This window comes from Gammaproteobacteria bacterium (genome assembly GCA_015709615.1).
In the GTDB taxonomy this organism is placed as follows: domain Bacteria; phylum Pseudomonadota; class Gammaproteobacteria; order Burkholderiales; family Nitrosomonadaceae; genus Nitrosomonas.
The window spans coordinates 192,789-218,418 of record CP054179.1 but is presented as its reverse complement, the minus strand read 5'-3'; the positions used below and the strand labels follow the sequence as shown (position 1 = coordinate 218,418).

Below are 25,630 nucleotides of genomic sequence, written 5' to 3'. Positions count from 1 at the left end.
CATGGGCGTAAAAAAAATGACAATCGGGAGAGTATCGATGAAGCGTGCAGTCGAGAGGAAAGCACAGGTCATGCAGTGGCTGATGATTCTTGGCGGCGTGTTGCTGGCAATGTGGGTCATGCAGGCAAAAGCGATGGATCAGAACACCATCGCGATCGGCGTGATTTCGCCGAAAGACGGCAGCAGCCTGGTTCTCGCCGGTGAATCGCACGAAGAAAGCATCCGGCTAGCGTTTGAGCATCTCGGGCCGCTGCAAGTAGGCAATTTGCAGATAAAACTCAAGTTGATTCCGTGGAACGATAACGGCAAACCGGAAATGGCTGCCGAAGGTGCGGCGAAACTGGTGCACGAAGATCATGCCGTGGCGATCTTGGGGCCGGTCAACAGCGGTTCGACCAAGGAAACCTTGCAACGGCTGCGCAACGAACAAATCGAGCTACCGGTGATTTCAGCCATGTCGACCGCGCCTGAACTGACGCGCTCCGAGGGCCGCGACAAGAATTTTTTCCGCCTGATTTTCGATGACGCCGACCGCATGGGGCAGTATGCGACGTTTATCAAGCAGGAAAAAGGCAAAGCCGGTGAGCAGCAGTTTTTGTTTCTGTACGAGGATAATCCTTATGGCGAAGGGTTGAAAAATTCGCTCAAAGACCGGTTTTATACGCCCAATGTCATCGCGCTGTCCTGGCTTGAAACGCGGCGGAGAGACTGTGTCAATCCACAAGGCAATCCGTATGCCGGCGATTTTGAAGCTTTGCGCAGCGGCCAGTGCTTTACCGCGGAATTCATCAAACTGCTTGACGACGCCAATATCAACAATATCGTTTTGCTGGGCGAAATCGCCGGTTCGTTAGCGTTGGTCAATGGATTGCGTCTAGCGGTCAGCGATCTGAAATTCGACTATTTCTTCGTCGGCTCAGGTAAGCGGTTGTTCGATGAAGCGCCGGTCGGATCGCTGACGATCGGCGATCCGGTATTGGATTATCAACGCGCCTCGACCGCCGAACTGGAACATAATTGGCGCAAGCTGCTGGGTGAATTCGAAGAGCGCGCCAAAAAAGACCGCGCCGATTTCATGATGACAGCCTACGAGGCGGCGCTGGTATTGCACAGCGCATTGCGCCTGACGCTCAACGGCCATGACGAACTGCCGCAACCGCACGCGTTGCGGCAAAAGTTATTGCGTGTGCTTGAAAGCGAAATGTTCGATTCGTTGGAGCCGTGGCGCAGCATTAGCTTCAGTCAGGGCGATCTGAATCAGATCCCGACCGCGCCGATTTACCGCATCACCCGCGGCGTTACCCGCGAAGACCCGCTCAATTCGCATCCGTGGATACATATTGCGGTCGCTCCGTATAGTCCATGGCTCGAAGCCCCGGTCGAAGTGCAACTGAATGCGCACGGCGTGGAATCGGGCAAATTGGGTGTGTACCGGGTCGAGCCGTTGAGCAATCACGAACACTTGATCGAAGACCGGACTGTGAAATTCTCCGCCGGTAAGGCGGTTGAGCGATTCCACTTGTTCGAGCGCGGCCTGTATCACTTCAAAATGCTCGATGTGCCGTATTATCCGGCTCTCAGCGAAACTCATGTCGATTTATCCAATACCTACCTGATTTCTGCTTGTGCCGCTCTGGTTGGCGCATTGCTCGCGGTCAGCCGCGCTACCGCGACAATCTGGACCTGGCTCATTCGCCTCCCGGCGGGTGTCGCGGCCGGTTTGCTGCTGACGTTTTGTTCTTTCTATGGGCAGCAAGTTTCCGGTTGGCTGCCGATCCCGTCATTCGGCAGCGAACCGGTGGTCAATGCGATGCTCACCGGTTTGCTGGGCGGATTGCTGGGGCCGCACACCATGACCGATTTGCTGTTGGCGTGGGCAAGGCGGCTGCTGCCGGGTAAATCCGTTTAATCTACGGCAGGTATCATGGCGATTTGTTGCCGTCCTGCGCAGCAGCTCTGGTTTTCGCGCCATTGTCGATCTGTTTCAGCGCATCCTGAAACTCAGCCAGCCATTGATCGGTTTCTTGCCGGATGATGGCGTCCACTTGATACAAAAAAGCCTTGCAGCGATTCAGAACGACTTGTGTCTGTTCTACACTCGGTTGTGCGTTATCCCATCCGGCTTGTTCCAGCTCATAATCCATTTGGAATTCGTGTAAACACTGCCTGATCTGGTGTTCGGCGGCGATGAAGCGCATCCATGCAGTCGAATAACCGCAAAACTTATCGACGGCCAACACCACGCCAGCCGAGCCCAAAGCAACCGAAGCCCAAGCCGGTGACAGCGTGGATTGAAATATCTCGCTGATAATCGGTAAAAGACCGGCTAGCGCCGTCAAACCGATCGTGCCAAGCCTAAGTCCCTGCGCCCAGAATTTCTTTTGGCGCTTGGAATGTAAATACCAGTCGATCGCGTCCAATGCATGCTTCTCGGCGCGCTGATACACCGTATGAATCGACTCGCGCCGGTGCTCCGCACTCCAATCGAGCACATTGCTCGCCTCCGGCTGTACATCGCGGCGTTCGGCATTCATCGATGGATCATGTGTGTTTTCAGTCATGCGGAGTCTCCTTAAGTTGCTCGATTAATTAGTGTTCCGGTGCCGTGAACGTTGTCACGCCGAAGCGGCGGTATTTTTCTTCGATCAAGTTGTGTTCATGCATTTATCTAATGCTGCGGCAATTTTATCGATACGCCGCCAAGTCTCATAAGCTCGAGGGCGAGCAACTTTGCGTTCACTATAAATCAAGATCGCTGCGATGAGAATCGTACACCGGAAATTAGTGGTTGATGGTTCCGAAATCCAAGAGCGCATACGATGTGGCGGTTTGAAGCTAACGATAATCTTCAAATATCTTTGCGCGCGGCAGTATAATGCACGGGTTTTATCCCGATTCATTCCCAGCATGAGCGGTTCCGGCAGCATTGAGGCATGGCCTGGTTCTGATTGTCCGCTTTCCTGATTCTATGTTCGATATCGATTCCATTTTTGCACCGGGTGGTGCGCTTTCCCAGCATATTGCAGGATTCCGCACGCGCGCGCAGCAAGTGGAAATGGCGCGGGCGATTGCGGACACGATCGAGCAGCATGGGGTTCTGGTGGCTGAAGCGGGCACCGGCACGGGCAAGACGTTCGCTTATCTGGCGCCTGCATTGCTGGCGGGCGGCAAGGTGATCATTTCGACCGGCACCAAAACCTTGCAGGATCAGTTGTTCAACCGCGATATTCCGACCGTGCGCGCGGCGCTGAAGATTCCGGTCACCGTGGCATTGCTGAAAGGGCGCGCCAATTATATTTGCCACTATCATCTGGAAAGGAGCTTGCAGGATACTCATCTCAGTTTCATCAATCGGGATGAGATCCATTATTTGCAGTTGATCGAACGCTACGCCCAGCGCAGCCAAAGCGGCGATAAAAGCGGTTTGAGCGAAGTGCCCGAGAATGCCGCGGTCTGGCAAAACGTCACGTCGACGCGCGATAGTTGCCTGGGTTCCGAGTGCCCCAATTACAAGCAATGTTTTGTCATGGAAGCACGCAAGCAGGCTTTGGCGGCGGACGTGGTGGTGGTGAATCATCATTTGTTTTTCGCCGATGTGATGCTGCGCGACGAGGGATTGTCCGAATTGCTGCCAGCGTGCAATACCGTTATTTTTGACGAAGCGCACCAATTGCCGGAAACCGCCAGTCTGTTTTTCGGTGAATCGGTCAGCACCGGGCAGTTGCTCGATCTGGCGCGCGATGCCAAAGTAGAAGCGATACAGGCAGCCGGTGATTTTGCCGCGCTCCCCGAGGCGATCGCGGCGATGGAAAAAGCCGCGCGTGATTTGCGCTTGACGATTACGGAAGACAACACGCGATTGTCGCTGGCGGCGATCAAGCAAAATAGCGGTTTTAGTTCCGCATTGGACGATTTGCTGGAAAAACTGATTGTGTTGGCGAAATTGCTGGAAAGTCAGGCGGAGCGTTCCGAAGGTTTGGAAAATTGCCGTCAGCGCGCGGCTGAGCACCTGTATTTGCTAAAACGCTGGCGTGATGAAACGGAAATGCAGGATCATGTGCGCTGGGTGGAAGTGTATCATCACGCCTTGCAGCTCAATGCAACACCGTTGTCAATTGCGGAGATTTTCCAGCGGCAGATGGTGTCGTCGCCACGCGCGTGGATTTTTACTTCGGCGACGTTGTCGGTCAAAAAGGATTTCAGCCACTACACGGACGAAATGGGACTGACCGCAGCGCAAACGGCATGCTGGGAAAGTCCATTCGATTTCGCGCAACAGGCATTGTTGTATGTACCGGTTGGTTTGCCAGAACCTAATCACAGAAGTTATACCGATCAGGTGGTGCAAGCGGCATTGCCGGTGCTGCGCGCAAGCCGCGGACGGGCTTTTTTTCTCTGTACCAGCTTGCGCGCGATGCAGCGTGTGTATGAATTATTACAGGCTGCCGGTGATTTCGATTTTCCATTGTTGTTGCAAGGGCAGGGGGCGCGTTCCAGCATGTTGGAGCGTTTCCGCGCATTGAACAACGCCGTGCTCATCGGCAGCCAGTCTTTCTGGGAAGGTGTCGACGTGCGTGGTGAAGCGCTGTCGCTGGTAATCATCGACAAACTGCCGTTTGCGCCGCCGGACGATCCGGTGTTGTCCGCGCGTATCGACAAGATGAACCAAGAAGGGCGCAATGCATTCATGGAATATCAATTGCCGCGCGCCGTCATCAATCTGAAGCAGGGTGCGGGCCGGTTGATCCGCGATGAAGCGGATCGCGGCGTATTGATGATTTGCGATCCGCGCCTGACGACGAAAACCTACGGTAAACAGATCTGGCAAAGCTTGCCACCGATGAAGCGCACGCGCGATCTGGCGGAAGTCGAACGTTTTTTCACCGCTTGATGTCTGCAGAATAGACGCCGCTTTGATGATCAGAATCAATATCCATTTGCTGAACTATGAGAATTAATTTTATTTCCAATTTGCTTGTTTTCCTTTTCTCCGGCGCGCTGTTGCTGGCTGCGGGTACTGCCGTCGCTAAGATTGATATCCCTTTGATCGCCGATGAAAAGGAATTGCAAAAAGAACTGGCTGTTGCCAAGCTGAATGACATTATCCGGAACATCAAACTGCAAAAAATGGAAGCGGAAGCGAAATCGCATGTACTGATGAAAGCCAAGACGGAGCAGGAAAAAAAACGCATCCAAACCGAACTGAATGAATTAAGCGACACCATCGCGGAGCAGGAATCGTCGTTTGAAATGATACTGACGGCCGGATTGGAGTTAAGCCGGGAGGAGGCGCTGGAAAAGCGCGAGTTTGATTGGAAAAAGGATTTGCTGGAGATCGTGCAACCGATCATGAGCGAGTTGCGCCAGCTCACGGAATACAAACGCAAAACGGACAGTTTGCAGAAAAAAATCGATTTCTATAAATCGCAAATTCGCACTATTCAGGAAGTATTGAAGCATATTGCCGGAATCAACAAAGCAGGATTTGAGAAAGAAGCGCTGATGGAATTTGAGCGGATCGTCGGCAAGTGGCAAAGCCAATTGGAGGAGAATCAGCATTTGCTGGAAGTGGCGCAATTGCAGCTCGATGAAATGATCAAATCGCAATCCGCTAAGGAAGTGTCCCTCGGTGAGCATATTCAGCAATTTGCCGCCGGGCGCGGTGCAACTTTGCTGATGGCGCTGAGCGCCTTCATTGCCGTTTATTTCTCGATGCTGTTGTTGTTAAAGTTTTTGCGCTGGCTTGCCAATCGCAAGGAAGAGGAAAGAAGCACTTACTATCAGCGCATTATCACTTTGTGTTATCACTTCCTGATGGCTGCGCTATCGATCACGGCGGTTTTTTACGTGCTCAGTGCGCGCAGCGATCAGGTATTGATCGGGATTTCGGTACTGCTGCTGATCAGTATTGTCTGGATATTGAAAAGCTCTATTCCCAGCTATATCAACGAGCTGCGGATATTGCTCAATACCGGATCGGTCCGGGAAGGCGAATGCATTATCTATAATGGTATTCCGATGAAAGTGGAGAGTCTGAATTACTACACTAAACTGACCAATCCGGTGCTTCCCGGACTGGAATTGCGCTTGACGCTGGCGGAATTGGCTAACTACGTTTCCCGGCCGTATGCGGTGAACGAGCCTTGGTTTCCGTGCCAAGTGGGTGATTACGTTATGCTGTCGGATAATACTTTTGCCATGGTTAACTGCATTACCTTGGAAAATATTTTATTATCGCAAACGAACGGGTGGATGCCCATTACGTATAGCATTCCCGATTTCCTTGCGGCCAAGCCGAAAAATTTCTCGCTCGGGTTTACGGTTGTCAGCGATTTCGGCATTGATTACCAACACCAGGCGCAGTGCACCACGGTCATTCCAGAAATATTATGCGCCGGTATCCGCCGCGGTTTGCTGCTGGAAACCTATGGTCCGTCATTAATAGATTTGGCGGTGCATTTTGCCCAAGCCAATATGTCGTCGCTGGATTATAAAATTATCGCATCGTTCGATGGCACGGTCGCCGGAGAGTTTTTCGCCATTAAGCGCGCACTGCAACGTTACGCCGTGGACGTATGCAATCAACAGCAGTGGGTCATTCCATTCAATCAATTGGTTGTGCATAACGCCAAAGATTGAGCGGTATGATAAATTCCGGGCGTACGGTATTTTTCCATGATCCGGTATTTTTGAGGTAATGAAAACAGAATGAAGATAGCCACCTGGAATGTAAACTCGCTCAAAGTGCGGTTGCCGCAAGTAATCGACTGGTTGCAGGCGAATCAACCGGACATGCTGTGTTTGCAGGAAACCAAACTGACCGATGAAAATTTTCCGGTTGGCGAAATCGCTGCGGTTGGCTACCAATCGGTATTTACCGGGCAAAAAACTTACAATGGCGTGGCGATACTCAGCAAACAAAAAGGTAATGAAGTGATTGCCGAGATACCGAAGTTTGCCGATGAGCAAAAAAGAGTGATTGCGGCAACGTATGGTGATGTGCGCGTCATTTCCGTGTATGTGCCGAACGGCGATGCCGTTGAATCGGAGAAATACGGTTATAAATTACGGTGGCTGCCGGCATTGACCGAGTGGTTGCAGCAGGAACTTAAAGATTATAAAAAATTGGCGATATTAGGCGATTTCAATATCGCACCGGAGGATCGTGATGTGTATGATCCGCAGCTGTGGCAAGGAAAAGTATTGTGCAGCCAGCCGGAACGCGCTGCTTTCAACGATTTGCTGAGATTGGGATTGGCGGATAGTTTTCGCTTGTTCGAGCAAGCAGAGAAATCTTATACCTGGTGGGATTACCGCATGATGGCTTTCCGCTTGAACCGGGGATTACGCATCGATCACATCTTGCTGAGTAATGAACTGGCCGGAGCCTGTGTGACTTGTGCCATTGATAAAGCGGCACGCAAACTGGAACGGCCATCCGATCATGCGCCGGTAATGGCCGAGTTATCGTTGTGAATTGGGATTATTACTGCTGCCGGATAATTCCTGAAGTTCTTTTCGCAATCCGTTCAGATTTTTTTCCCGGGCATCGATTTCTTCGCGCATCCGCTCGACGCGATTCAGGTAACGCTGGTAATTACGCTCACTGCCCAGACGATCGGGGTTGCCGTCTTTGTATTCGCTTTTGACTTCATTGAGGCGTTTTTCTTCTTCGGTTATTTTGCTTTGAATTTGTTCGCGCTGTTCTCCGATTTTCATCGCTTCCCTGCGTTTTGCGATTCTTTCCTCCACATCGCCGGAATCAACCGATGGCACCACAACCAGCGGAGGTAGAGCAATTTTTTTTGCGTTGCTGGAAGGCACATTGGAGTAAGTGACATTGCCGTGTTCATCGACATGCTTGTAAACTCCGGCTTGAGTCGAACAGGAAAGAAAAAGCAGGGCGGCAAATAAACCGGTATTTCTTTTCATCAATCAAACCTCATAAGCTATTCGTGATTTTTAGAACAGCTATAGTCTGGCAAGTTCTTTTTTCAATGCCGTGATATTTCTTTGGTGCAGAAACAGCTTGTTTTTAAGTTGTACGATTTTTTCCTGGAAACTGCTTGCTTCTTCAGCGCTGTTGCTGAATTGATCCAGATGCGTTTGGGTTTCGGTGAAGTGCTTTTCTTCTGTCACCAATTCTTTCTGCAAGATTTGACGGCGTACCGTATCGCGCTCTTTTTGCGTCGTGTCTTTTACGCGCGGCGCATTTCCGCTGGATTGCATTCGTACCGAATTGGATTCGGAATTTCTCGAATAAGAAGCAACCGAGATTTTTTCCGCATTCGGGATGCGGCGGTTGGTAAACGTGATATTGCCGTCTTTATCGACGTGTTTGTAGATGTTTGTTTGAGCAATCGCTTGCGGTATAGAACCAAACAAAAGAAGGACTGCTAGGATAAATAATGTTTTGGTCTTCATATTTAGCTAGAAGAATGTTGATAATAATTACCGCAATCTGCTCAGTTTACCAATGATTTCTCCAACGAAAAGCAAAAAAAGAGCAAATAAATCCTATTTATTACGCAATGTCATTTTGTTTTTTCATGCATAGCGATTCTGCAACTGCTTGCATCCGGGTTATATTTTGATTCTTTAATCCCCATGTTTACAGGCTGTAGTACATATCGAATTCAACCGGATGTGTTGTTGTACGCAGCAAAGTGACTTCATCCATTTTCAGTTGAATGTACGCGTCGATCATGTCATTGGAGAAGACACCGCCGCGAATCAGGAAATCGCGGTCTTTGTCCAGACAATCCAAAGCTTCGTCCAATGACGCGCAAGCGTTCGGCACTTTGGCCGCTTCTTCCGGCGGGAGATCGTACAGATTTTTATCCATCGGATCGCCGGGGTGGATTTTGTTCTGGATACCGTCAAGTCCCGCCATCATCAACGCGGTAAACGCCAGGTAAGGATTCGCCATCGGATCGGGGAAGCGGACTTCGATGCGCCGTCCTTTCGGGCTACTGGTGTGCGGAATGCGAATGGCGGCCGAACGGTTACTGGCGGAATAAGCCAGATTGACCGGCGCTTCGAATCCGGGGATCAGGCGTTTGTACGAATTGGTGCCGGGATTGCAGATGGCGTTCAGCGCTTTGGCATGTTTCAAAATACCGCCGATGTAAAACAGCGCAATTTCGGATAAGCCCGCGTAACCGTTGCCGGAAAATAAATTCTTACCGTCTTTCCAGATAGATTGATGCACATGCATGCCGGAGCCGGCATCGCCGACGATCGGTTTGGGCATGAAGGTTGCCGTTTTACCGTACGAATGCGCAACATTGTGAATGACATATTTTAGAATCTGATTCCAGTCCGCGCGTTTAACCAGACTGTTATAGCGCGTGCCGATTTCGCACTGGCCCGCTGTGGCGACTTCGTGATGATGCACTTCGACACCGATCCCCATTTCTTCCAGCGTCAGGCACATGGCCGAGCGGATGTCCTGCAGTGAATCGACCGGCGGCACGGGAAAGTAACCGCCTTTGATCGCCGGACGGTGGCCGATATTGCCACTTTCATACTTGATCGCCGAACTCCAAGCGGCTTCCTCGGATTCAATTTTGACCGAGCAACCGGACATACCGGTATGCCAGCGTACCGAATCAAAAATGAAGAACTCGGGTTCCGGGCCGAAGTAGGCGACATCACCGATGCCAGTGGATTTCAAGTAAATTTCGCCGCGTCTCGCCAAGGAGCGCGGATCACGGCTATAACCCTTGCCATCGGCGGGTTCGACTACATCGCAAGTAAGCAGCAGTGTCGGTTCATCCATGAAAGGATCCATGTTGGCGGTATCGGGATCCGGTATCAGCAGCATGTCGGATGCCTGAATACCTTTCCAGCCGCCTATCGATGAACCGTCAAAGGGGTGGCCGTCTTCAAATTTATCCGCATCAAAATTTTGCGCAGGAATGGTGACATGATGTTCTTTTCCGTTGGTATCGGTAAAACGCAAATCAACAAATCTAACTTCATTGTCTTGAATCAATTTCAAAACATCGGCTACCACCATTTTTTCTCTCCAGACTTGCGTCACAAATTATATAAATAAAGATGCATTTAGATAGAATTATACCAGCACAATACCGCGAATGATTTGAAACGATGCAAACGCTTGCCGCCGAATGGATGAATCGAGTGGCGGTTTGTCGGTGTCAGGGCGTGCATTCTACTGTACTATCGCGCGCTAAGTCTTTACGATTCGCACATATACCCGCTCCGCTTGTTCCAAAACTTGGGAAAACAGCGCGTGGAATTCAAAAAAATGGAAAATTCGGCAATTACACCGGGGATGCCCAGCGCACTTACTATACTCAAGGAAGTTTTCGGTTATCCCGCATTTCGCGGGCAGCAAGCGGAAGTGATCGAGCATCTTGCCAACGGCGGCGATTGTTTGGTGCTGATGCCGACAGGCGGCGGCAAGTCGTTGTGCTATCAAATTCCGGCCTTATTACGCGACGGCACCGCTATCGTCGTGTCTCCGCTGATCGCTTTGATGCAGAATCAAGTGGCGGCGCTGCTTGAATTAGGTGTGCGCGCAGCTGTGCTAAATTCCTCATTATCGTTGCAGGAAGCGGCGGAAGTTGAGCAAAGGCTTCTGGCAGGTGACTATGATCTGTTGTATGTCGCGCCGGAGCGGCTGTTGACGGCGCGCTTTTTAAATCTGATCTCACGGATTTCCATTGCCTTGTTTGCCATTGATGAAGCGCATTGCGTTTCGCAGTGGGGGCATGATTTCCGCCCGGAATACATACAATTATCGGTGCTGCATGAGCGCTTCCCGCAAGTGCCGCGCATTGCCCTCACCGCTACGGCGGATATGGATACCCGCAAGGAAATCATTGAGCGACTAGGACTGGATGAAGCTAGGATATTCGTGTCCAGTTTTGACCGACCGAATATCCGCTATCAGATCGTCGATAAAACCAACAGCCGGGCGCAATTATTGACTTTCCTGCGGACGGAACACCCCGGCGATGCCGGTATCGTGTATTGCCTGTCGCGCAAAAAAGTCGAGGAAACGGCAGCGTGGCTGACTGCACAGGGTTTGCGCGCGGTTGCCTATCACGCCGGTATGAGCATGCAGGAACGCAGCCTGAATCAGGAAAGGTTTTTGCGCGAGGAGGGCATCATCATGGTCGCCACCATCGCCTTCGGTATGGGAATCGATAAGCCCGACGTGCGTTTTGTCGCGCATCTCGATTTGCCCCGCAGCATTGAAGGCTACTACCAGGAAACCGGTCGCGCCGGGCGCGATGGGCAGGCAGCCAACGCCTGGATGGTGTACGGTCTCGGCGATGTCATTCAACAACGGCGCATGATCGAGGAATCGGAAGCGCAGTTCAAATTCAAACAAGTTGCTGTGCGCAAATTGGAAGCCATGCTGTCGCTGTGCGAAACGACCACTTGTCGCCGCTTGAGCATGTTGCGTTATTTCGATGAAGCGGTGGATGATACTGCGGCTTGCGGAAATTGCGATGCCTGTCTGAATCCGCCGCAAGTCTGGGATGCGACCGTGGAAGTGCAAAAGGCGTTATCTTGCGTTTATCGCAGCGGGCAGACTTTCGGCGCGGGGCATTTGATCGATATTTTGCGCGGTAATCAAACGGAGCGGATCAAGGAATGGCATCATGATCGGCTCAGCACTTTCGGCATCGGTAAGGATTTGCCGGAGAGCACTTGGCGCGCGATATTCCGCCAGATCATCGCGCTCGGTTTGCTGACAGTGGATAGCGAAAGTCACGGTGCGTTACATTTGACTGAAGCCAGTCGCGCCGTGCTGAAAGGGCAGCAAACGATACAATTGCGGCGGCAGAACAAACAAACGCAGACATCCGGAAAGCAGTTCAGCGCCGATGCTGCGCTACTGAATGGAGCCGAGCGGTATCTTTGGGAGCAACTGCGTGACTGGCGGGCGAAAATGGCCAAAGAACACGGTGTTCCGGCGTATGTGATTTTTCACGATGCTACGTTACACGAGCTGGCGCGCAAGTGTCCGAAAACGGAAGATGAATTGCGCCAGGTGACCGGCATCGGTGCGCGTAAGTTCGATAAATACGGCAACTATCTGATTGAAATTCTTCGTGGTTGTGAGTCCGGGCTAGGGCAGTAAACTACTTGTTTGAATATTTGAAGTTCTGTTATATACTCGAATCCCTGATTAAATTTGGGTTTTTTAAAGAAAGGAACGATTAGAATGATGAAAAAATCAATTTTTGCTGCAACTTTATTAGTTTTCTTAGCCGCTTGTTCAAACGCCAACATGGGTGATCCCAATGCGAGCACAGATGATTGTAAGTTTGGCGTAGGTGGTAATGGTGAATGCCTCAAAGAAGGACAAGATCCACGGCCTTATGGTGGTACCAGCAAACCTGGACATTAACCCTCAAGTATCAAAGCATCGAATAAAAAAACCGCCCGAAGTGGCGGTTTTTTTATGGCTAAGTAAACCGATGCACATCATCCATCGAATACATCAAATTTGCTTGCGGCGTGCGCTATACCCTACTAAACCCAACCCGACCAGCAATATCGCATAAGTATCGGGTTCCGGAACGGGACTGATGGTATGGGAAAATGAGCCGATTGGATTTGGAATAACGGATTCTACCGCGAACACCAGCTCCCCGCGGGAGTAATTGAGACCTTCCCAGTTCACATACAAATGATTCGAATCGAAACTCAATACCGGTGTGCTGCTCACACCGGTATTCGAAATCAAAGTAAATGCCGTGAACGGATTGATGTTCGCGGTTAAGTCTCTGATGACAAAACCGTTGAACTCGGTAGGCGAAAAGCTGCCACTGTGGGAAAAGGAAACGGTGAATTGGTCGCCACTGAAATCGATCGTACCCAAACCGTCAACGACATCTGAAATTTCCACACCCGAATCCACAAGATAATTGCCATTGCCTGCCGAGGCATACGGTGTGCTTAAGTTTGGAAAATAATACTGGTAGTTCACCGTATGCTCGTCAAAAATGCCGGCAGTGGCAACACCCGTGTTTGAACTCAGCCAAAGCGCAACAGAAACCGTCATTAATCGTAAAGAATTTCGCATCATTTTGCTCCTTTGTTTTTTGAAACTTAACCTGCGTATTGAATAAGTCACCGTTAAATCATGGTGCGTATCATGCAGCAATCGCTCCGGGTTCAATAGAGAAAAATGTCATGAAATGAATGAGATAAATGCACTAAAGTTGCACTAGGCGGTTTGTGGGTAAGATGAACCGGGAGCCGGCAGTCCGGATGCCTTATGTCGTGAAAGGGTGTAGTCTGCTTAGATTCCGCAACCGATTAAATTGATGGAAAAAAATGAACAAGCATAATGTCCTGGTCTGCAAGAACTTTCAGGATTTTTTACAGAGAAGTTGATTGAACATTGAACCCAAGAAATCGAAGCAGAATTGATGAAGCGTAAAGAATGCACTTTTGCAAAGTAACAAAAATATTTTTAACTCCTGAAAAGAGCAAAACTATTCCACTTTAAATCATCACCTCCCAAAACGTACAAAAAAGATTTTTATTCCCTGCAAAACTGCCTTTTTGTTCTCTCGTTGTCCCAACGCTCCCGCTCTCGATGCGGCCTTGCGGTAGCCTCCCGGCTATGCGCTTGGTTTAGCAAAGGGGCGGGGTTGGAACCCCAGCGGCTGTGCAAAGCGGCCGCGCCGGGAACATACCCGCTGACGTCGACTTGAGAACTCCTACGTTTGCGCATAGCGCAAGCCTCGAAGCCTCCCTTCAAGATCGGCTGCTAGTCTTTGTTTTACTTCATTTCTGAACCTTCAGTGCACGCACGATTCGGAATTGGAATAAACCCCCAGCCGGTGGCGTTCTTCCTCGTTCCTCGTCGTCACGCACGCGGCTAGTTACTTCTCGACAACCTTGAGTTGTCGCGGTTGCAGTTTCCTGACGGCATAGCCTCGAAGATCCGGCCCACGCTTGCCCGGTTTGATGTTCAAAGGACAGGTAATGCGCCAGATGTTGGAATCATCCTTGAAGCCAGCTATGCGCCCTTGAGCAAGTAAAGTTCTCACCCGGCGTTCGGAGACTTCAAGAAAATCCGCTACGTCAGAAATGTTCAAAAATTGTGTCAAAAATCCCTCCTTTTTAATGTTCAAAAACACCCCGCAAACCCATTGACTTGGTGCGGAATAGTATTTTCCCCCTGAAAATGATCTAAGTCATTGATGATGCATAAAACAGGGTAGTATCAATAAGTCTCAAAATGAGACTGAACGGCATAGTGTTACTAGCCGATGGACGAATTTTTTTTCCTCCCATTTTTCAGCCGGACAAAGGGCAGCAAATTCGATCTTTCTGGAGGTAATCCGGATTTGCGTTTTTCCTCCCGTTCGAGCCGCCATTGTTTGGCCATTGCGAAAGTAAGTGAAAGGTAATTTAAATCGGCCGCATTGAATTTTTTGCCCTCGGGTGACCACAAGACTTCACCCGAGAACTTCCAGCCCCTCCAAGCGTCACTAGGAAGCTCGTAACCTGTTAGAATGTGCAGAAGCTTAAAAGCCGCATAGGGCACTTGAACCCGCCCGGATTCCCAGTTGTGCATTGTGCGGTATGTGACATGAAGCATTTCTGCTGCTTTCTCCTTGCTAAGCCCTGACAAAATGCGGGTTTCGCGTAGCTTCGAATGACTGACGGGTTTGAAGGGTTTGCGCCGATTCCTGCATTTTTTCTTCACCTAATCAACAATTTAAAGGGTGGATACACAACCCATTGCCATAATTCCCGGTCAAAACGAGCGCCAGCAATCTTCTCGGTTCTACAGTAGTGAATGACTTGGCCAACCCGTAAGCCATGACTGACAGCAAAGCTACGAGCAAGAACAGGGCGGCCGGATCGAATCTCATTCTTTTGATTCATGGTGATAATCCCAACCAATTTGATTAAGTAGCCGTAGCGAGTCATGTACCGGTAGAAAAGCCGGTACCGCAGACCACAGAACCAAGCCAACATCTTGAAGAGATTCGATTTCAAGGCGTTTGTCTTCATCAGATAAGTTCGAAGACTCAAGAACATCATCCACAAAACACAAGTAAGCAGAAAAAAGCTTGCCGTACTGCGATTCGGTCAATGTCAAGGTGACCGTTCTTTCATTTTCCATGTTAAAAGCTCCCATAGTTATACAAAACTATTCCGCCTTCAATCACAAAACTATTCCGCAAAAAGTATAAAGCAATTGCGTATAATTTGTATTATGTAAAATAAGAAAAATAAAGAATAGAATAATCAATAAGTTAAAAAATTGGCTTTTCTGTAGCTTTCCAATCTCATTTCAGCGTGGCGATCCAGCCTATTGCTAAGCGCACGACAATATAACCGCAAGTATTCTGCATCAACGCCTGACACGATCAGGCGTCTTTTTTCCTTTAGAACATATCGATAGTACTTACGCTTCACCGAAGCATTGCGTGTATATCGGATATACCAGTAAAAATTACGCAGTTTAGAAAAATCAGCCATGTAGTATCCTTTGTGTCGTAATTCGCAAAATTTAACGACTTAACAAAAAATGTGCTTAGTGTTAATTTTTATAAAAACGTAATCCTTCAGACAATATTTACCTTGGAAAGATAATGGGTTATCTAGCATAAGGTTAAAATATTCTCTTTGCGCTGCAAAAAACTACTTAAATCACGAAGATTAAAAGGGGTGAGCCCATGCCACAAGAAAAAGTAAAGAAAAAAACTAGCAAAAAAAAAGAAACTAAAATTAATGATGATGCAAGCAGCATAAATAATTTTTCTCAGTCAATTGGAAAGCTAATAGGAAAACTTACTTTTCCAGCTGCAGAGGAAATTGGCAAAGCATTGAAGGCACATGCAAGTCTTTGGCGAATTAGAAATGTCGATAAAATATTGAAAAAAGCTGATGAGTTATCTAAGGATATTGATATTAATGGAAAAAAAATAAATATACGTTTATTACATCACATAATTGATGAAGGATCATGGAATGATAATGAACAAGTAATGGAAATGTGGGCGGGATTGTTAATTTCATCTTGCTCTAACAATGGACAAGATGACAGTAATTTAATATTCATAAATATTTTAAAACAAATGACTAGCAGTGAAGCCTTAATACTCAAACATGCGTGTGAAGAGTACATGCCAACAATAACTACACCGGGTTTAATTGCTTGTGAAGAGCAAGTCATAAAAACGCCACAAGAGTTAATTGAAATAACTAAAATTAATGACATCGATCAAATAGATAGGGAATTAGACCATTTAAGATCATTAGAGGTAATACAGGCGGGTTTCACAGTAGGAATAAGCACAGCGAATATTGCCCCAACGGCATTAGGGATTCAGTTATTTATTCGTTGCAAAGGATACACAGGGTCACCAAAAGAATATTTCGGATTAAATTCACAACAATAAAAATTATGGGCTTAAAAATTTCATAATGAGAGCAGAATATTTTTTTGAAATTGGGATTTATCGTTGTTCACCCGACAAATATTATAAAGAGCTCAAGGAAGGCAAAGATAAATTTCTGGAACCATTGAAAAAAATAAAATCTATTTCGCCTGATAGTTATCAAAATGCTGGTACATTTTATGATCTAAATCACTGGCCTATGTGGAACTACAATGAAGTAATCGGTTGGTTAAAGCTTTATAGATTGGGGTCACAAATTCGCGGCGAATTATGGTTCATAAATTCTAGAAGAATACGTCGTGGTGCAAGAAAAAAATTTTCCAATCTTGGAAAGATTTTTGAGATATCGTTTATAGAGTCACAGTCAGAAAGTGAAATTCGTGAAGAAGTATCAAGCGCAATTCAACGTGCAGCCGAGAAGCCGCCAATAAAAGGTAGATATCTTGATAGGCAGTGCTTTGATTTAGTTTACACACAACTATGTTGGAAAAATATTCTTGGATTAAAAGAATAAGCGCCTAAAAACAAAAATTAATAATAATGCGTTCAGCAATAAAGGAAGTCAGGATCAAATTAATCCATGCTAGGGATCGGGCAGCATGCCCCTTGCGGGGCATACCCTTCGCGCCGGTCGGCGGCGCGACCCTTGCGGGAGAACAGCAAAGCAAGAAACGGGGTCTTACTTATCCATGACGTGAATGTGCTTGCCCCGGACGTAAGCCGGTTTCAAGCCCATTTTCTTGAAGAAAGCGTGAATCTGCTTATTGTGCTTCAACGATGGTGAAAGACCATTCCGGCACAGGTAAGCAAAAACAAAGTAGCTGTCCGAATCAATGACAATCGTCATCGCTACATAGTGCGGATCAGGATAATTCTGACCGTTTTCATAACAACGAACGATAAAAACAGCATCGGATACTTGCTGAATAGACACTTCATCTAGCTTCAGAATCAGTGTATTTGATAGATAAGGATTATTTGAATCTAATTCAATAGAATCAAGCAGATTCTGAGAATCCTTAACAAACTTCTGGATAATATGCATTTTACGGCATCCTTCCGCATCCTGGGTGAAAGCTGCGGAAACTAGCAGGATGTACTAGCGTTCGGGAGCGACCCTATCCGCAGCCGTGGGCATTATGCCCCGACTGCTCCAAAAATTAAATAAAATCAGATCAAAAAATAAACATGCCCCCTACTTTTTATATTCCGACTGCGTAACCGGCTTTGCATGATCCTGAATAAATCGTTTCAAGAAGTGGCCGCAGTGAATTTCTTTAGACAGTTGAAAAAGCACAGAATCCGGAATCCGGATTCCATCAACTTCAAGCCATGAATCCGGCTGTTGATTAAGCAATAAGTACGGGTCGTTGTTGGAACGCAATTCCCGCAGCCAGTAAATAGCATGAGATAAACCGCGAATGGCTAGCGGAAAAGTTCGATGGTCAACGATTTCACCGTTTTTATGATGTTTAATGATGATCATATAAACTCCTTTTACATTTTGGTTGAAGATATCCAGCCATAATCAATGGCTGCATTACAGGTTTGCGGGTCGATGTTGAGGCGTTGCGCTTTGTGGCCGTAGCAGATGCAGTTCGATTTGCTGGACATACAGGCGGCGACTTGTCCCCAGTCGACGGATTCCGAGAGCATGGAAAGCGATTGTTTGACCGGTGCGTTATCGGTGGCCGGTTGGGCCGTGGGTATGACGGTTTGCGGTGTATCGCTCCCCTGCTTCGCGGTTTGTTCTGTTTTTGGTTCTTCCTGCTTGGCCAGGTTTGAACCGATGGGGTTTTCCAGTTTGCTGCTGATGGTGGAATAGGTCATGAAACCCATTGCGGGGACGGCAAACAGCATGAATACTGCTGCATAGACCATTTTCGGGACTGAGCGCTTTTGTTTCGGCAGGTGCTTAGTCGCTGAATAGAATTCACTGAATACCGATTTGTCCAGTTTGTACGGTTTCGATACCGCCCGGCTTTGGTTGCTCGGCATGATCGGATTCACGCAGTATTCCGGCCATTCATACGAGTATGTGCCGCGCCAGTCGGTGACCAGGTGAATATGCTTATCGACGTTCAGCAGTACATGCGGATGCAGGAAATGCGGGTCTTGCGTGAGCAGCAGGAAGTCCAGCGCGTGTTTGCGGTGTTTTCTTAAATACTGTAGGTATTCAGGAATCACTTTTAAGTTGACCGCTGGCCAGACGTCGGCGGCTTCATCAACAACGATAAGAGCATCTTCCTTGACCGTAGTGAGCTCATAAACACCTTTGCGACCCTCTACCGGTTCACGCACATCCCAGCGATTCAAATCTTCATTAGTGAGCTCAATGTGACTGAATTTCAGATCCGGTATGCCATTGGTGTATACGATGCGGCCTTTTTCCAGTTCGGGTTTGATGTATCCGGAGACGGCGAAAACGGTTTTTCCGGTGCCGGGTTTGCCGGTGATTAGAGTAATGCTCATTTCGGTATGACTCCCAAGCGTGACATGAATACGAAAGTTGCCCGGAAGGTGATGGCGCCCGCGATGATGCCGATGGCCTGGCCGAATCCGGCGAGGCCAACGATTTGCAGAGCAAAGGCCGGAATGTTGTTGTAGTAGCCTTGTGCCAGGCTAAACAGTTGCTCGATGACGATCAGCACGGCACCGTAAGAGATTAAGCCGACTCCGACACCGGTTAAAGCCCGGATTGCAAGAAAACCGACACCGGCAGACAGGAAAGCGCCTAAAGGGATAAGTATGTTCATGGGTCATTACGTGGCGTTGCCGCCGCGTACTCCAGAGATGATGTAAATGCCAATTAATGAGGCGATCAGCAGAACAAAGGGATTGATCATTTCTGCTGTGTCACAAACCGGCTGGGTTGGGATGGTGAAAGCAAAATTTGTCAGGGTTACATCGATATTGGGCGGACACGATCCGGAGCCCCAGCTATTTGAAGCGAAGGTGTTCGGGATGCTGTAGGTTTGAAGGGTGGCTTCCGGCACGGTATCGAATGAAATCGTGATTTGTGACGGTTCTTCCTTGGTCGGCTGGTTGGTGTAGCTGGTTGCCGTTTCCGAATTGATCAGCGTATTGCTGTTGTCATAGTAATTCGTGACTTTCGTTTCTTTGATGATCACACTGCCCGGCTTGTCAGCCGTGCCGTTGTCGACGACTTCGGCGGCTGTGGTGGTTTCTTTTCTTCCGGTTATGTTGCCGCTGGAATCCTTGGTGGGTTCTACATCCTTGCCTAAATCCCGTTTTTGTCCCGGTGTGAGAGTTGGCACGGCATCGGTCGGGACGGATTCACCGGCATCGATCAGGTGGGGTGTGAAGCGGTCGTCGTTGAGTTTGGTAGCGGCATTATCCCAATCCGTGCCGGTGAGCGGCGCGTAAGTGTTTTCGACCGTTACCGGAGTGCTGCGGGTCAGTGTGATGGTTCCGGCGAAAGTGCCGCTGATGTAGCGTTTGAAGGTGTACGATAGGCCGTCACTTGCTACCTCGTCGCTGTCACAGGTGACGTTTCCTTTGCCGCAGGCGTAGCCTAGCGTTTGATCGTTGCGGCAGACATTTAAAGACAGTTCCGTCGAGCCGTAGCATATCCACATTGAGTTTCCATCCGGAAGGCCGGGCGTTTTCATCAGCCATTCACCGGCCTGGTTGCAGATGTTGGTCAATTCGCAGACCAAGGAAGCAGCAGTAACCGCCATGCCGAGCGGTCCGGCTTTTTTGGCAAAAGCGGCGACCGCAGGCCCAAGTCTCGATGTGGCAACATTGACCGTTTTTTCGATGTCCATGCCGATTGCGCCTTTTGATGTTTGGACTAAGGCGGTTGAAGTGGTGGTGATACCTTTGGGCGCACTGGTCAGCGTGACTTTCGAGCCGGTGCCGTCGGCATTGGTGAAGGCTTTGGCATAGGTGCCGTCAGTTTGTTTGATCCAGCCGGCGAGATTGACTTCACCGACTCCGTTTCCAAGGGTGGCGAAGGTGATCGAGGGATAGAGGCAGCAGAGAAGAAAGATTAAGCGGTGATAATGAGCCATATTGCCCCCAGGAATGCCAGGATGTAGCCGAGATGATAGATAAGAGGTTCCATGTCATTGATTAAGTGCTTTGATGATTACGCGAATGCCGAAGGCGGTTACAAGGATAAGGGCAAGCTGCCAGGAGAGTGATACCGCATCGCTGATGGCTACCGATGAATCACATGCGATTTGTGGCGGGTTGTAATTCCATGCGGTGCCGGGCGTGCCGTTGGTGGCGTTATAAACCTGCATCACGACAAAGCCGCCTGAATCCGGTGTGCAAGATAGATAGTAGGAGCCAAGGCCGCTACCGGTTGCGTGACAAAATTCTGAAAAAGCGGCGTGCATGTCAAAAAGCGTGTCATGGCAAACGCCTTGAAATCTATAGCCCATAATTCCCCCAATGGTTAAAGAGGGGGTTTCCCCCCTCAGTGATAGGCTACAGAGCTTGTTTAAGCCACTTCCAGACTTTAATACCGACCATCACGACGATGACGGCAGCGCCTACGGTGGCAACGTCGGTTGCGGCCGTGGTGATGGCGGTGGTCACGTCAGCGGGTACGGCGGCGAAGCTGACCGCTGGCAGCATCAGGAAGCAGAACGTCAATGCAAACGCCAGGGAGCCGCGCGGGTTGAAGGAACGGCGCATAACATCGCCCTTCCCTAGATATTCGCCTTCGATTGCTGGCGAAAAGAAAGATTTGATATTGCGACCGATAGCCGTCACGGCATCTACAGATTTGCGGTACAGGTTTTTGATGGTTTGTAACATCGTTTGTTTCTCCTTAAAGGTTGATTGGTGCGGGATTGCACCCCATAAGCCCCGGATTGGAGCCTATAGGCTGGAATCACTTAATTTTTTGGCTTGTTTTATTCGTTCCATGAAATCATTCAATTGAATAGCTTCTTCGAGAGGAAAAAGATTTGTAGATGGACAAATACCCTGACGCTGTAAAGAGTGAAAACGCCAATATCTGCGCTGTAAACGCTTATATTCAACGCATTCGGAAGAAGTCAAAATTTCAGAAATGAGCATAAATCACTCCCCTACCGCTTTTAATCGTGGTTTTTCATCTTCCAGGCTGTACCAGTCGGGCATTGATAAGGGTTTCAAGTCGACGATCTGGACTTTCACCGGGAATTGCTCAATGTTGCGCGGTTCCATGATGTCTATGCCGTATTCGCGCAGGATTTTGGCGTGACGGTACAAGGTACGTTCACTAGCCAAATTCATAAGGTCTTGACCGGCAAACCAAGCGGCAGCGTAGATACGGCTTTTCGCCGGAATGGCATCTAATATGTCCGGTTCGTCGCTGCGGTCGACACGGCGGAAAATCTCGGTTTCACTTTCAAATATTTCGATAAGCTTTTCATCCGTGATGTTTTCCAGTTTGTTCAAGCCTTCGTCATGCAAAAGACGTTTTTTCAGTTCAATTTCCACTCTGACCACTCCTTGTTCTTTGCACCATAGATAGACGGGATCATCTTCAGCGCAGCCGTGTTTCAGCATTTCAATGTGTTTGATGTAGGCTTTGAGCATGTGCCGGGTATTGACCCACCAGACGGACTCATCCCCTGCCCTGCCTTTTTTCATTCTGGACACGGATCGATTTGATAACCATCGAATGAGGGATCTTGCTTGAGATTCTGAACCCGTCGCAAAATTGCAGGTGATGTCCAGACGAGATACACGTGCACCGCGGGTGTCCGCTTGATTAAAGGAATTAAAGCTTTCTCCAGAACTGAAGGGCGGGAGTCCTTTACCCAACAGAATTCTATTAGCTTTGGATAGAGTTTCTGACCAACCCAGATTGAACAGGTTGTCTTTGCGAGAAAACCGGCCGACGTTTCCACTGAGTGATATATGTTTACCGTCACTTTTGATTCTAAGACTTGTTTCATGTGATCCCGGAAAAGTCGCGGCGCAAACTCTTTCATGACGAGCTCTACCGATTGCATCATAGTTGACGACGATTCCCCCGCAGTAAATGGGGTGGAGTTCTTCAGTCTCATGAAGTTGAGAAATGGTGAGCCAATCGATAAAGATTTCATTTGCCATGTCCTTAACCGGGTATCAAATTGAGTGAAAATTTCGGGAAGATTACTGACAATTTGTCAGTGAACGGACTAGTGTTACTATCCGATCAAGCAACTTTTGCCGGTTGAACTGCAACATTAGAAACGCCGGTTACCATGTTTTTAATCTCGCCATATTGCAGAACTTGCTCAATGGTCAGATCGAGGTAAACGGGGTCTTTGAGGTTTTTGAAGTGGTGAAATATGGCCGGGTCAAGTTCCATTGTGGCCGGTACTGTTCCATAACCTTCTTGGTTGTAATTGCCTTGTGAAACTGACTGCAAAGGCAGGGATACAGTGATTTGATACATGTCATAGGGTTTTCCGTCAGATTTTTTGTTTCCGTGGGTACGGGTTACGTTCACAACTAGCATTTTTGGCATTTTTTGTTACTCCATTGAAGATTAAAAAAATGGGTTCCGTGTTTCGCTCTTCGTTTCCTCATCGCTCAACACGGAACCCGGTTACATTGAATCGTTTGCTTCGGTTAAAACTGGGTAATCGCTATCAGATAAAACTGCTTCGGGGTGGTAATTGCGCCAGGTATCGCCTAATTCTGGAAACCGGCCGTTATTGGTGGCTTGAAGAATTGCTAAGTGATATGAGTTCATGATTAACCTCTTTTGACTTAGGGAAAATTGAACTGTATGATCATCCCGCAGACATACAGCTACTAAACGGTAGCCACAATATAGCTACTAAATGGTAGCTGTCAATAGGAAAATTGCACTATGGAAATGAAAAACTATATCGAGCAAGCAGAAAGGAAAGCCGGAAAGCAAGTTGAACTAGCAAAAACGCTAGGAGTAACAGCAGGTTATTTAAGAGCGGTAAAAGCCGGAAAAAAAGGACTTTCTGCAGATATGTGCATCGTTTTAGCAGACTACATAGGTGCAGATCGACTAGAAGTAATAGCAGCAAGCAATCTCGTAACCGAAAAAGACGAAAAGAAAAGGAAGATTTTTGAAAGTTGCTTCTCAACTTCAAGAGCAGCAAGTTTTACGGTCACAGCACTTTTTATAGGCGTCATTTTGATAATGACACCCTCTTCCGCACACGCAAGCTGGGCAACGGTTTCAGATGGTTCTATGTTCGAATATTTTGTATTATGTAAAATTAATAATGTGCTGCTTAAAGCGCGGCAAAAAATTCATAAGTTATTATCAAGTCTTAGTTTCATTTCAAATCCCTTCAGATCATTCACAGTTTGCTGAATGCCCTTATATCCGCTAAGTGATATAAACCTTTTAAATCAATACAAAACATAGCTTTTATTGAACAGCGTTAATTTTAGAAACTTGCCATGATGGCGCTTTTGCGCAGAAAAAATGGAATATTTAATAAAGTATACAAGAGGTTATATATTGAAGGCGATGTAAGCGCACTATTGGGTAAAGATTGGGACGGTCATGTATTCAGGGACAATTTGCTGTTTATTCCTGAATGGCGGCGTGGTTTAACACCTGGAGAAATTAGATCGTTATTCTGGCCTATTGATTCTATTACTTCAACATGCCCAATATGATTACGCAGATTTGATTGTAAAGAAATATCAGCTTCATGAACAATTTGATTTCTACGGCTTACTATAATTTTTAATCTTTTTTTTATTGGATCTTCAGGTTCATTTAGAGCGCAAGCAATTTTTTTCCATTTTTGCGTTTCATCCCAAATAAAACTTAAAGCATCAGCTATTTTTTCAGGATCTTGAAAAGCCAAATGTTTATGCTTAAGAATAATCTCCTGCTCGAAATAGAATTCGGGTGTTACTAATTGAAGGATATCACCCGCTGCATGGTTTATTGATTGAATATTATGGTAAGTTTCTAAAGATATCGCAAAATCATTGAATTTTTTTGTTTTGGTGCGCTGACCCTTAAATGCTTGAAGCATCCCACACTTCACAAGTTCATGTATTAGCTTATCTAAAGCGCTCACTGAGTAAACAATTTGTGATCTTAAAATATCTGATAAATCATTAGGTAACTTTAAAACATTGGTTAGATGATGATAAAGACTTCCCATTTCGTTGATAGCATTAATATTCCCATTAAATTGATTGATCGCTTTTTGCATATCTATCCAGAACAATAATCTTTGTAGCTAAACCCTGAAATTCTGCATAAAATTTATCTCTATTATTTTCTAAACCTTCTAGCACTGGGCCGGATTCCGAAAGCTGATCTCTTGTTAAAGCAAATATTGGTACTCCTGCCTCGTAAGATTTTGGCAATAATCCCTGGAAATCTTTCAATTCCAATACGCAAAAATCCTCTGGAATTTTTGCTTCTTCATAAGCAACACGAGAAAAAAGCATTCCATTTTTTGAGAGTTCGGGAACAAACTTATCACGGATTGTCTCTTTAATTTCGGTAATATTGTCACGATATGGAGTTGCTGCCTTACCTTTTCTCATATTGAACCGCTGAATTAATTCACCGATGAATTTAGGTTGTGAAGACGGTAATGGATAAGTTGCTTCTGCAAACATAGATCGCATCCGATTAGCCCAATCAACCCATCGCGGTAATATAACAGTCAGTGTATTAAGAGCCATAATTGAAAAAGGATCTGGATTAGTAGGGATAATAAAAGCGTCACTTGAGATAAAAAGATTCTGATTAATAGCACTCAGTCCAGGATTAAGATCTATCAGTACAAAATCAATTTCATATAGCTCAGATGTTTTTTTTAATAATTCGTTAAATGCACCAGGCAAATTTTCAAGTGCAGTAATGGCATTATTTGAATTTTGAGCAAAACTCAATGCTGCATCATATTCACTTAAATCCGCATGACCAGCCAATAAGAATAAATTGCCATTGGCGGGAGGACTAAAGCACTTAACTGGCTCAATCGGTTTGGGTTTTCCTTGAAAAGTAACCTTAACACCATCTTTTATATTTTGGTAACAAGTTGCTGGATTTAGATAATATTTCTCAAATTCTTCACCTAGAATTAAACTTGAAAGATTACATTGAGGGTCAGCATCTACCAGTAATACTCGTTTATTTTGCAAAGCTAACATCCAACCTAAATTATAAGTAGTAGTCGTTTTGCTAACACCGCCTTTATGATTAAATAGAACAATATTTGTAGTCATATAATAGTGCCTAAAGAAAAAAA

At 47.2% G+C, this 25,630-nt stretch carries 31 protein-coding genes; 9 read left to right on the top strand and 22 right to left on the bottom strand.

Annotated elements, in window-relative coordinates:
• Positions 1 to 37: 37 nt before the first annotated feature.
• Positions 38 to 1,909 (top strand): amino acid ABC transporter substrate-binding protein, encoded by a 1,872-nt coding sequence (locus HRU77_01135; GenBank protein QOJ19418.1) that lies wholly within the window; start codon positions 38 to 40, stop codon positions 1,907 to 1,909.
• A gap of 13 nt (positions 1,910 to 1,922) precedes the next feature.
• Here HRU77_01135 and HRU77_01130 read toward each other — a convergent pair whose 3' ends face one another.
• On the bottom strand, positions 1,923 to 2,561 hold the full coding sequence (locus HRU77_01130; protein ID QOJ19417.1) for an SLATT domain-containing protein: 639 nt from the start codon (positions 2,559 to 2,561) through the stop codon (positions 1,923 to 1,925).
• 407 nt (positions 2,562 to 2,968) lie between these two features.
• On the opposite strand from HRU77_01130, the gene HRU77_01125 reads away from it, so the two are divergent.
• The 3 genes from HRU77_01125 (at position 2,969) to xth (ending at position 7,476) form a co-directional block, all read left to right on the top strand.
• Positions 2,969 to 4,891 carry an ATP-dependent DNA helicase gene (locus HRU77_01125; GenBank protein QOJ19416.1) on the top strand — a complete coding sequence of 641 codons (1,923 nt, stop codon included), beginning with the start codon at positions 2,969 to 2,971 and terminating at the stop codon, positions 4,889 to 4,891.
• Between the two features lie 56 nt (positions 4,892 to 4,947).
• Positions 4,948 to 6,639 (top strand): hypothetical protein, encoded by a 1,692-nt coding sequence (locus HRU77_01120; GenBank protein QOJ19415.1) that lies wholly within the window; start codon positions 4,948 to 4,950, stop codon positions 6,637 to 6,639.
• Positions 6,640 to 6,708: 69 nt separating this feature from the next.
• The gene (xth, locus tag HRU77_01115) at positions 6,709 to 7,476 is read left to right on the top strand and encodes an exodeoxyribonuclease III (GenBank protein QOJ19414.1); all 768 of its coding nucleotides are present in this window, start codon (positions 6,709 to 6,711) and stop codon (positions 7,474 to 7,476) included.
• On the opposite strand, the gene HRU77_01110 is transcribed toward xth, so the two are convergent.
• From HRU77_01110 to glnA, 3 genes are all read right to left on the bottom strand, one after another.
• Positions 7,465 to 7,932, bottom strand: a complete 468-nt coding sequence (locus tag HRU77_01110) for a DUF4124 domain-containing protein (protein ID QOJ19413.1) — start codon at positions 7,930 to 7,932, stop codon at positions 7,465 to 7,467. The genes xth and HRU77_01110 overlap by 12 nt on opposite strands.
• A 39-nt stretch (positions 7,933 to 7,971) precedes the next feature.
• Positions 7,972 to 8,424: a DUF4124 domain-containing protein gene (locus tag HRU77_01105; GenBank protein ID QOJ19412.1), complete on the bottom strand. Its 453-nt coding sequence runs from the start codon at positions 8,422 to 8,424 to the stop codon at positions 7,972 to 7,974.
• Positions 8,425 to 8,611: 187 nt separating this feature from the next.
• A complete protein-coding gene (glnA, locus tag HRU77_01100) occupies positions 8,612 to 10,021 on the bottom strand; it encodes a type I glutamate--ammonia ligase (protein ID QOJ19411.1) in 1,410 nt (469 codons plus the stop codon).
• A 279-nt stretch (positions 10,022 to 10,300) separates the two neighbouring features.
• On the opposite strand from glnA, the gene recQ reads away from it, so the two are divergent.
• Positions 10,301 to 12,121, top strand: coding sequence for a DNA helicase RecQ (gene recQ / locus HRU77_01095; GenBank protein QOJ22019.1), 1,821 nt, complete (start codon positions 10,301 to 10,303; stop codon positions 12,119 to 12,121).
• 87 nt (positions 12,122 to 12,208) lie between these two features.
• Positions 12,209 to 12,391: a membrane lipoprotein lipid attachment site-containing protein gene (locus HRU77_01090; GenBank protein QOJ22018.1), complete on the top strand. Its 183-nt coding sequence runs from the start codon at positions 12,209 to 12,211 to the stop codon at positions 12,389 to 12,391.
• A gap of 93 nt (positions 12,392 to 12,484) precedes the next feature.
• On the opposite strand, the gene HRU77_01085 is transcribed toward HRU77_01090, so the two are convergent.
• From HRU77_01085 to HRU77_01065, 5 genes are all read right to left on the bottom strand, one after another.
• On the bottom strand, positions 12,485 to 13,072 hold the full coding sequence (locus HRU77_01085) for a PEP-CTERM sorting domain-containing protein (protein QOJ19410.1): 588 nt from the start codon (positions 13,070 to 13,072) through the stop codon (positions 12,485 to 12,487).
• Positions 13,073 to 13,531: 459 nt separating this feature from the next.
• Positions 13,532 to 13,726 carry a hypothetical protein gene (locus HRU77_01080; protein ID QOJ19409.1) on the bottom strand — a complete coding sequence of 65 codons (195 nt, stop codon included), beginning with the start codon at positions 13,724 to 13,726 and terminating at the stop codon, positions 13,532 to 13,534.
• Between the two features lie 151 nt (positions 13,727 to 13,877).
• Positions 13,878 to 14,105: a hypothetical protein gene (locus HRU77_01075; GenBank protein ID QOJ19408.1), complete on the bottom strand. Its 228-nt coding sequence runs from the start codon at positions 14,103 to 14,105 to the stop codon at positions 13,878 to 13,880.
• 155 nt (positions 14,106 to 14,260) lie between these two features.
• Positions 14,261 to 14,707, bottom strand: a complete 447-nt coding sequence (locus tag HRU77_01070) for a hypothetical protein (GenBank protein ID QOJ19407.1) — start codon at positions 14,705 to 14,707, stop codon at positions 14,261 to 14,263.
• 165 nt (positions 14,708 to 14,872) lie between these two features.
• The gene (locus HRU77_01065) at positions 14,873 to 15,130 is read right to left on the bottom strand and encodes a hypothetical protein (protein QOJ19406.1); all 258 of its coding nucleotides are present in this window, start codon (positions 15,128 to 15,130) and stop codon (positions 14,873 to 14,875) included.
• Positions 15,131 to 15,686: 556 nt separating this feature from the next.
• Here HRU77_01065 and HRU77_01060 point away from each other — a divergent pair.
• Positions 15,687 to 16,412, top strand: coding sequence for a DUF4393 domain-containing protein (locus HRU77_01060; protein QOJ19405.1), 726 nt, complete (start codon positions 15,687 to 15,689; stop codon positions 16,410 to 16,412).
• Between the two features lie 25 nt (positions 16,413 to 16,437).
• Positions 16,438 to 16,926 carry a hypothetical protein gene (locus HRU77_01055; GenBank protein QOJ19404.1) on the top strand — a complete coding sequence of 163 codons (489 nt, stop codon included), beginning with the start codon at positions 16,438 to 16,440 and terminating at the stop codon, positions 16,924 to 16,926.
• Between the two features lie 165 nt (positions 16,927 to 17,091).
• On the opposite strand, the gene HRU77_01050 is transcribed toward HRU77_01055, so the two are convergent.
• The 11 genes from HRU77_01050 to HRU77_01000 form a co-directional block, all read right to left on the bottom strand.
• Positions 17,092 to 17,346: a hypothetical protein gene (locus HRU77_01050; protein QOJ19403.1), complete on the bottom strand. Its 255-nt coding sequence runs from the start codon at positions 17,344 to 17,346 to the stop codon at positions 17,092 to 17,094.
• Between the two features lie 261 nt (positions 17,347 to 17,607).
• Positions 17,608 to 17,898 carry a hypothetical protein gene (locus tag HRU77_01045; protein QOJ19402.1) on the bottom strand — a complete coding sequence of 97 codons (291 nt, stop codon included), beginning with the start codon at positions 17,896 to 17,898 and terminating at the stop codon, positions 17,608 to 17,610.
• An 11-nt stretch (positions 17,899 to 17,909) separates the two neighbouring features.
• Positions 17,910 to 18,884 carry a zonular occludens toxin gene (locus tag HRU77_01040; protein ID QOJ19401.1) on the bottom strand — a complete coding sequence of 325 codons (975 nt, stop codon included), beginning with the start codon at positions 18,882 to 18,884 and terminating at the stop codon, positions 17,910 to 17,912.
• Positions 18,881 to 19,168: a DUF2523 domain-containing protein gene (locus tag HRU77_01035; GenBank protein QOJ19400.1), complete on the bottom strand. Its 288-nt coding sequence runs from the start codon at positions 19,166 to 19,168 to the stop codon at positions 18,881 to 18,883. Before HRU77_01035 ends, HRU77_01040 begins: the two co-directional genes overlap by 4 nt.
• 6 nt (positions 19,169 to 19,174) lie before the next feature.
• A complete protein-coding gene (locus HRU77_01030) occupies positions 19,175 to 20,446 on the bottom strand; it encodes a hypothetical protein (GenBank protein ID QOJ19399.1) in 1,272 nt (423 codons plus the stop codon).
• 54 nt (positions 20,447 to 20,500) lie between these two features.
• On the bottom strand, positions 20,501 to 20,821 hold the full coding sequence (locus HRU77_01025) for a hypothetical protein (GenBank protein ID QOJ19398.1): 321 nt from the start codon (positions 20,819 to 20,821) through the stop codon (positions 20,501 to 20,503).
• Positions 20,822 to 20,867: 46 nt separating this feature from the next.
• Positions 20,868 to 21,017 (bottom strand): methyltransferase, encoded by a 150-nt coding sequence (locus HRU77_01020; protein ID QOJ22017.1) that lies wholly within the window; start codon positions 21,015 to 21,017, stop codon positions 20,868 to 20,870.
• Between the two features lie 246 nt (positions 21,018 to 21,263).
• Positions 21,264 to 21,464, bottom strand: a complete 201-nt coding sequence (locus HRU77_01015) for a hypothetical protein (protein ID QOJ19397.1) — start codon at positions 21,462 to 21,464, stop codon at positions 21,264 to 21,266.
• A gap of 3 nt (positions 21,465 to 21,467) precedes the next feature.
• Positions 21,468 to 22,022, bottom strand: a complete 555-nt coding sequence (locus HRU77_01010) for a hypothetical protein (GenBank protein QOJ22016.1) — start codon at positions 22,020 to 22,022, stop codon at positions 21,468 to 21,470.
• Between the two features lie 550 nt (positions 22,023 to 22,572).
• The gene (locus HRU77_01005; GenBank protein QOJ19396.1) at positions 22,573 to 22,887 is read right to left on the bottom strand and encodes a hypothetical protein; all 315 of its coding nucleotides are present in this window, start codon (positions 22,885 to 22,887) and stop codon (positions 22,573 to 22,575) included.
• An 81-nt stretch (positions 22,888 to 22,968) separates the two neighbouring features.
• Entirely contained in the window at positions 22,969 to 23,115 is a 147-nt protein-coding gene (locus HRU77_01000) for a hypothetical protein (protein QOJ19395.1), read from the bottom strand.
• A gap of 120 nt (positions 23,116 to 23,235) precedes the next feature.
• On the opposite strand from HRU77_01000, the gene HRU77_00995 reads away from it, so the two are divergent.
• Positions 23,236 to 23,718 carry a hypothetical protein gene (locus HRU77_00995; GenBank protein QOJ19394.1) on the top strand — a complete coding sequence of 161 codons (483 nt, stop codon included), beginning with the start codon at positions 23,236 to 23,238 and terminating at the stop codon, positions 23,716 to 23,718.
• 193 nt (positions 23,719 to 23,911) lie between these two features.
• On the opposite strand, the gene HRU77_00990 is transcribed toward HRU77_00995, so the two are convergent.
• Together HRU77_00990 and HRU77_00985 are read right to left on the bottom strand one after the other, a co-directional pair.
• Positions 23,912 to 24,580, bottom strand: coding sequence for a hypothetical protein (locus HRU77_00990; protein QOJ19393.1), 669 nt, complete (start codon positions 24,578 to 24,580; stop codon positions 23,912 to 23,914).
• Complete coding sequence (locus tag HRU77_00985) at positions 24,555 to 25,607, bottom strand: ParA family protein (GenBank protein ID QOJ19392.1); 1,053 nt, start codon at positions 25,605 to 25,607, stop codon at positions 24,555 to 24,557. Before HRU77_00985 ends, HRU77_00990 begins: the two co-directional genes overlap by 26 nt.
• Between the last annotated feature and the right edge of the window lie 23 nt (positions 25,608 to 25,630).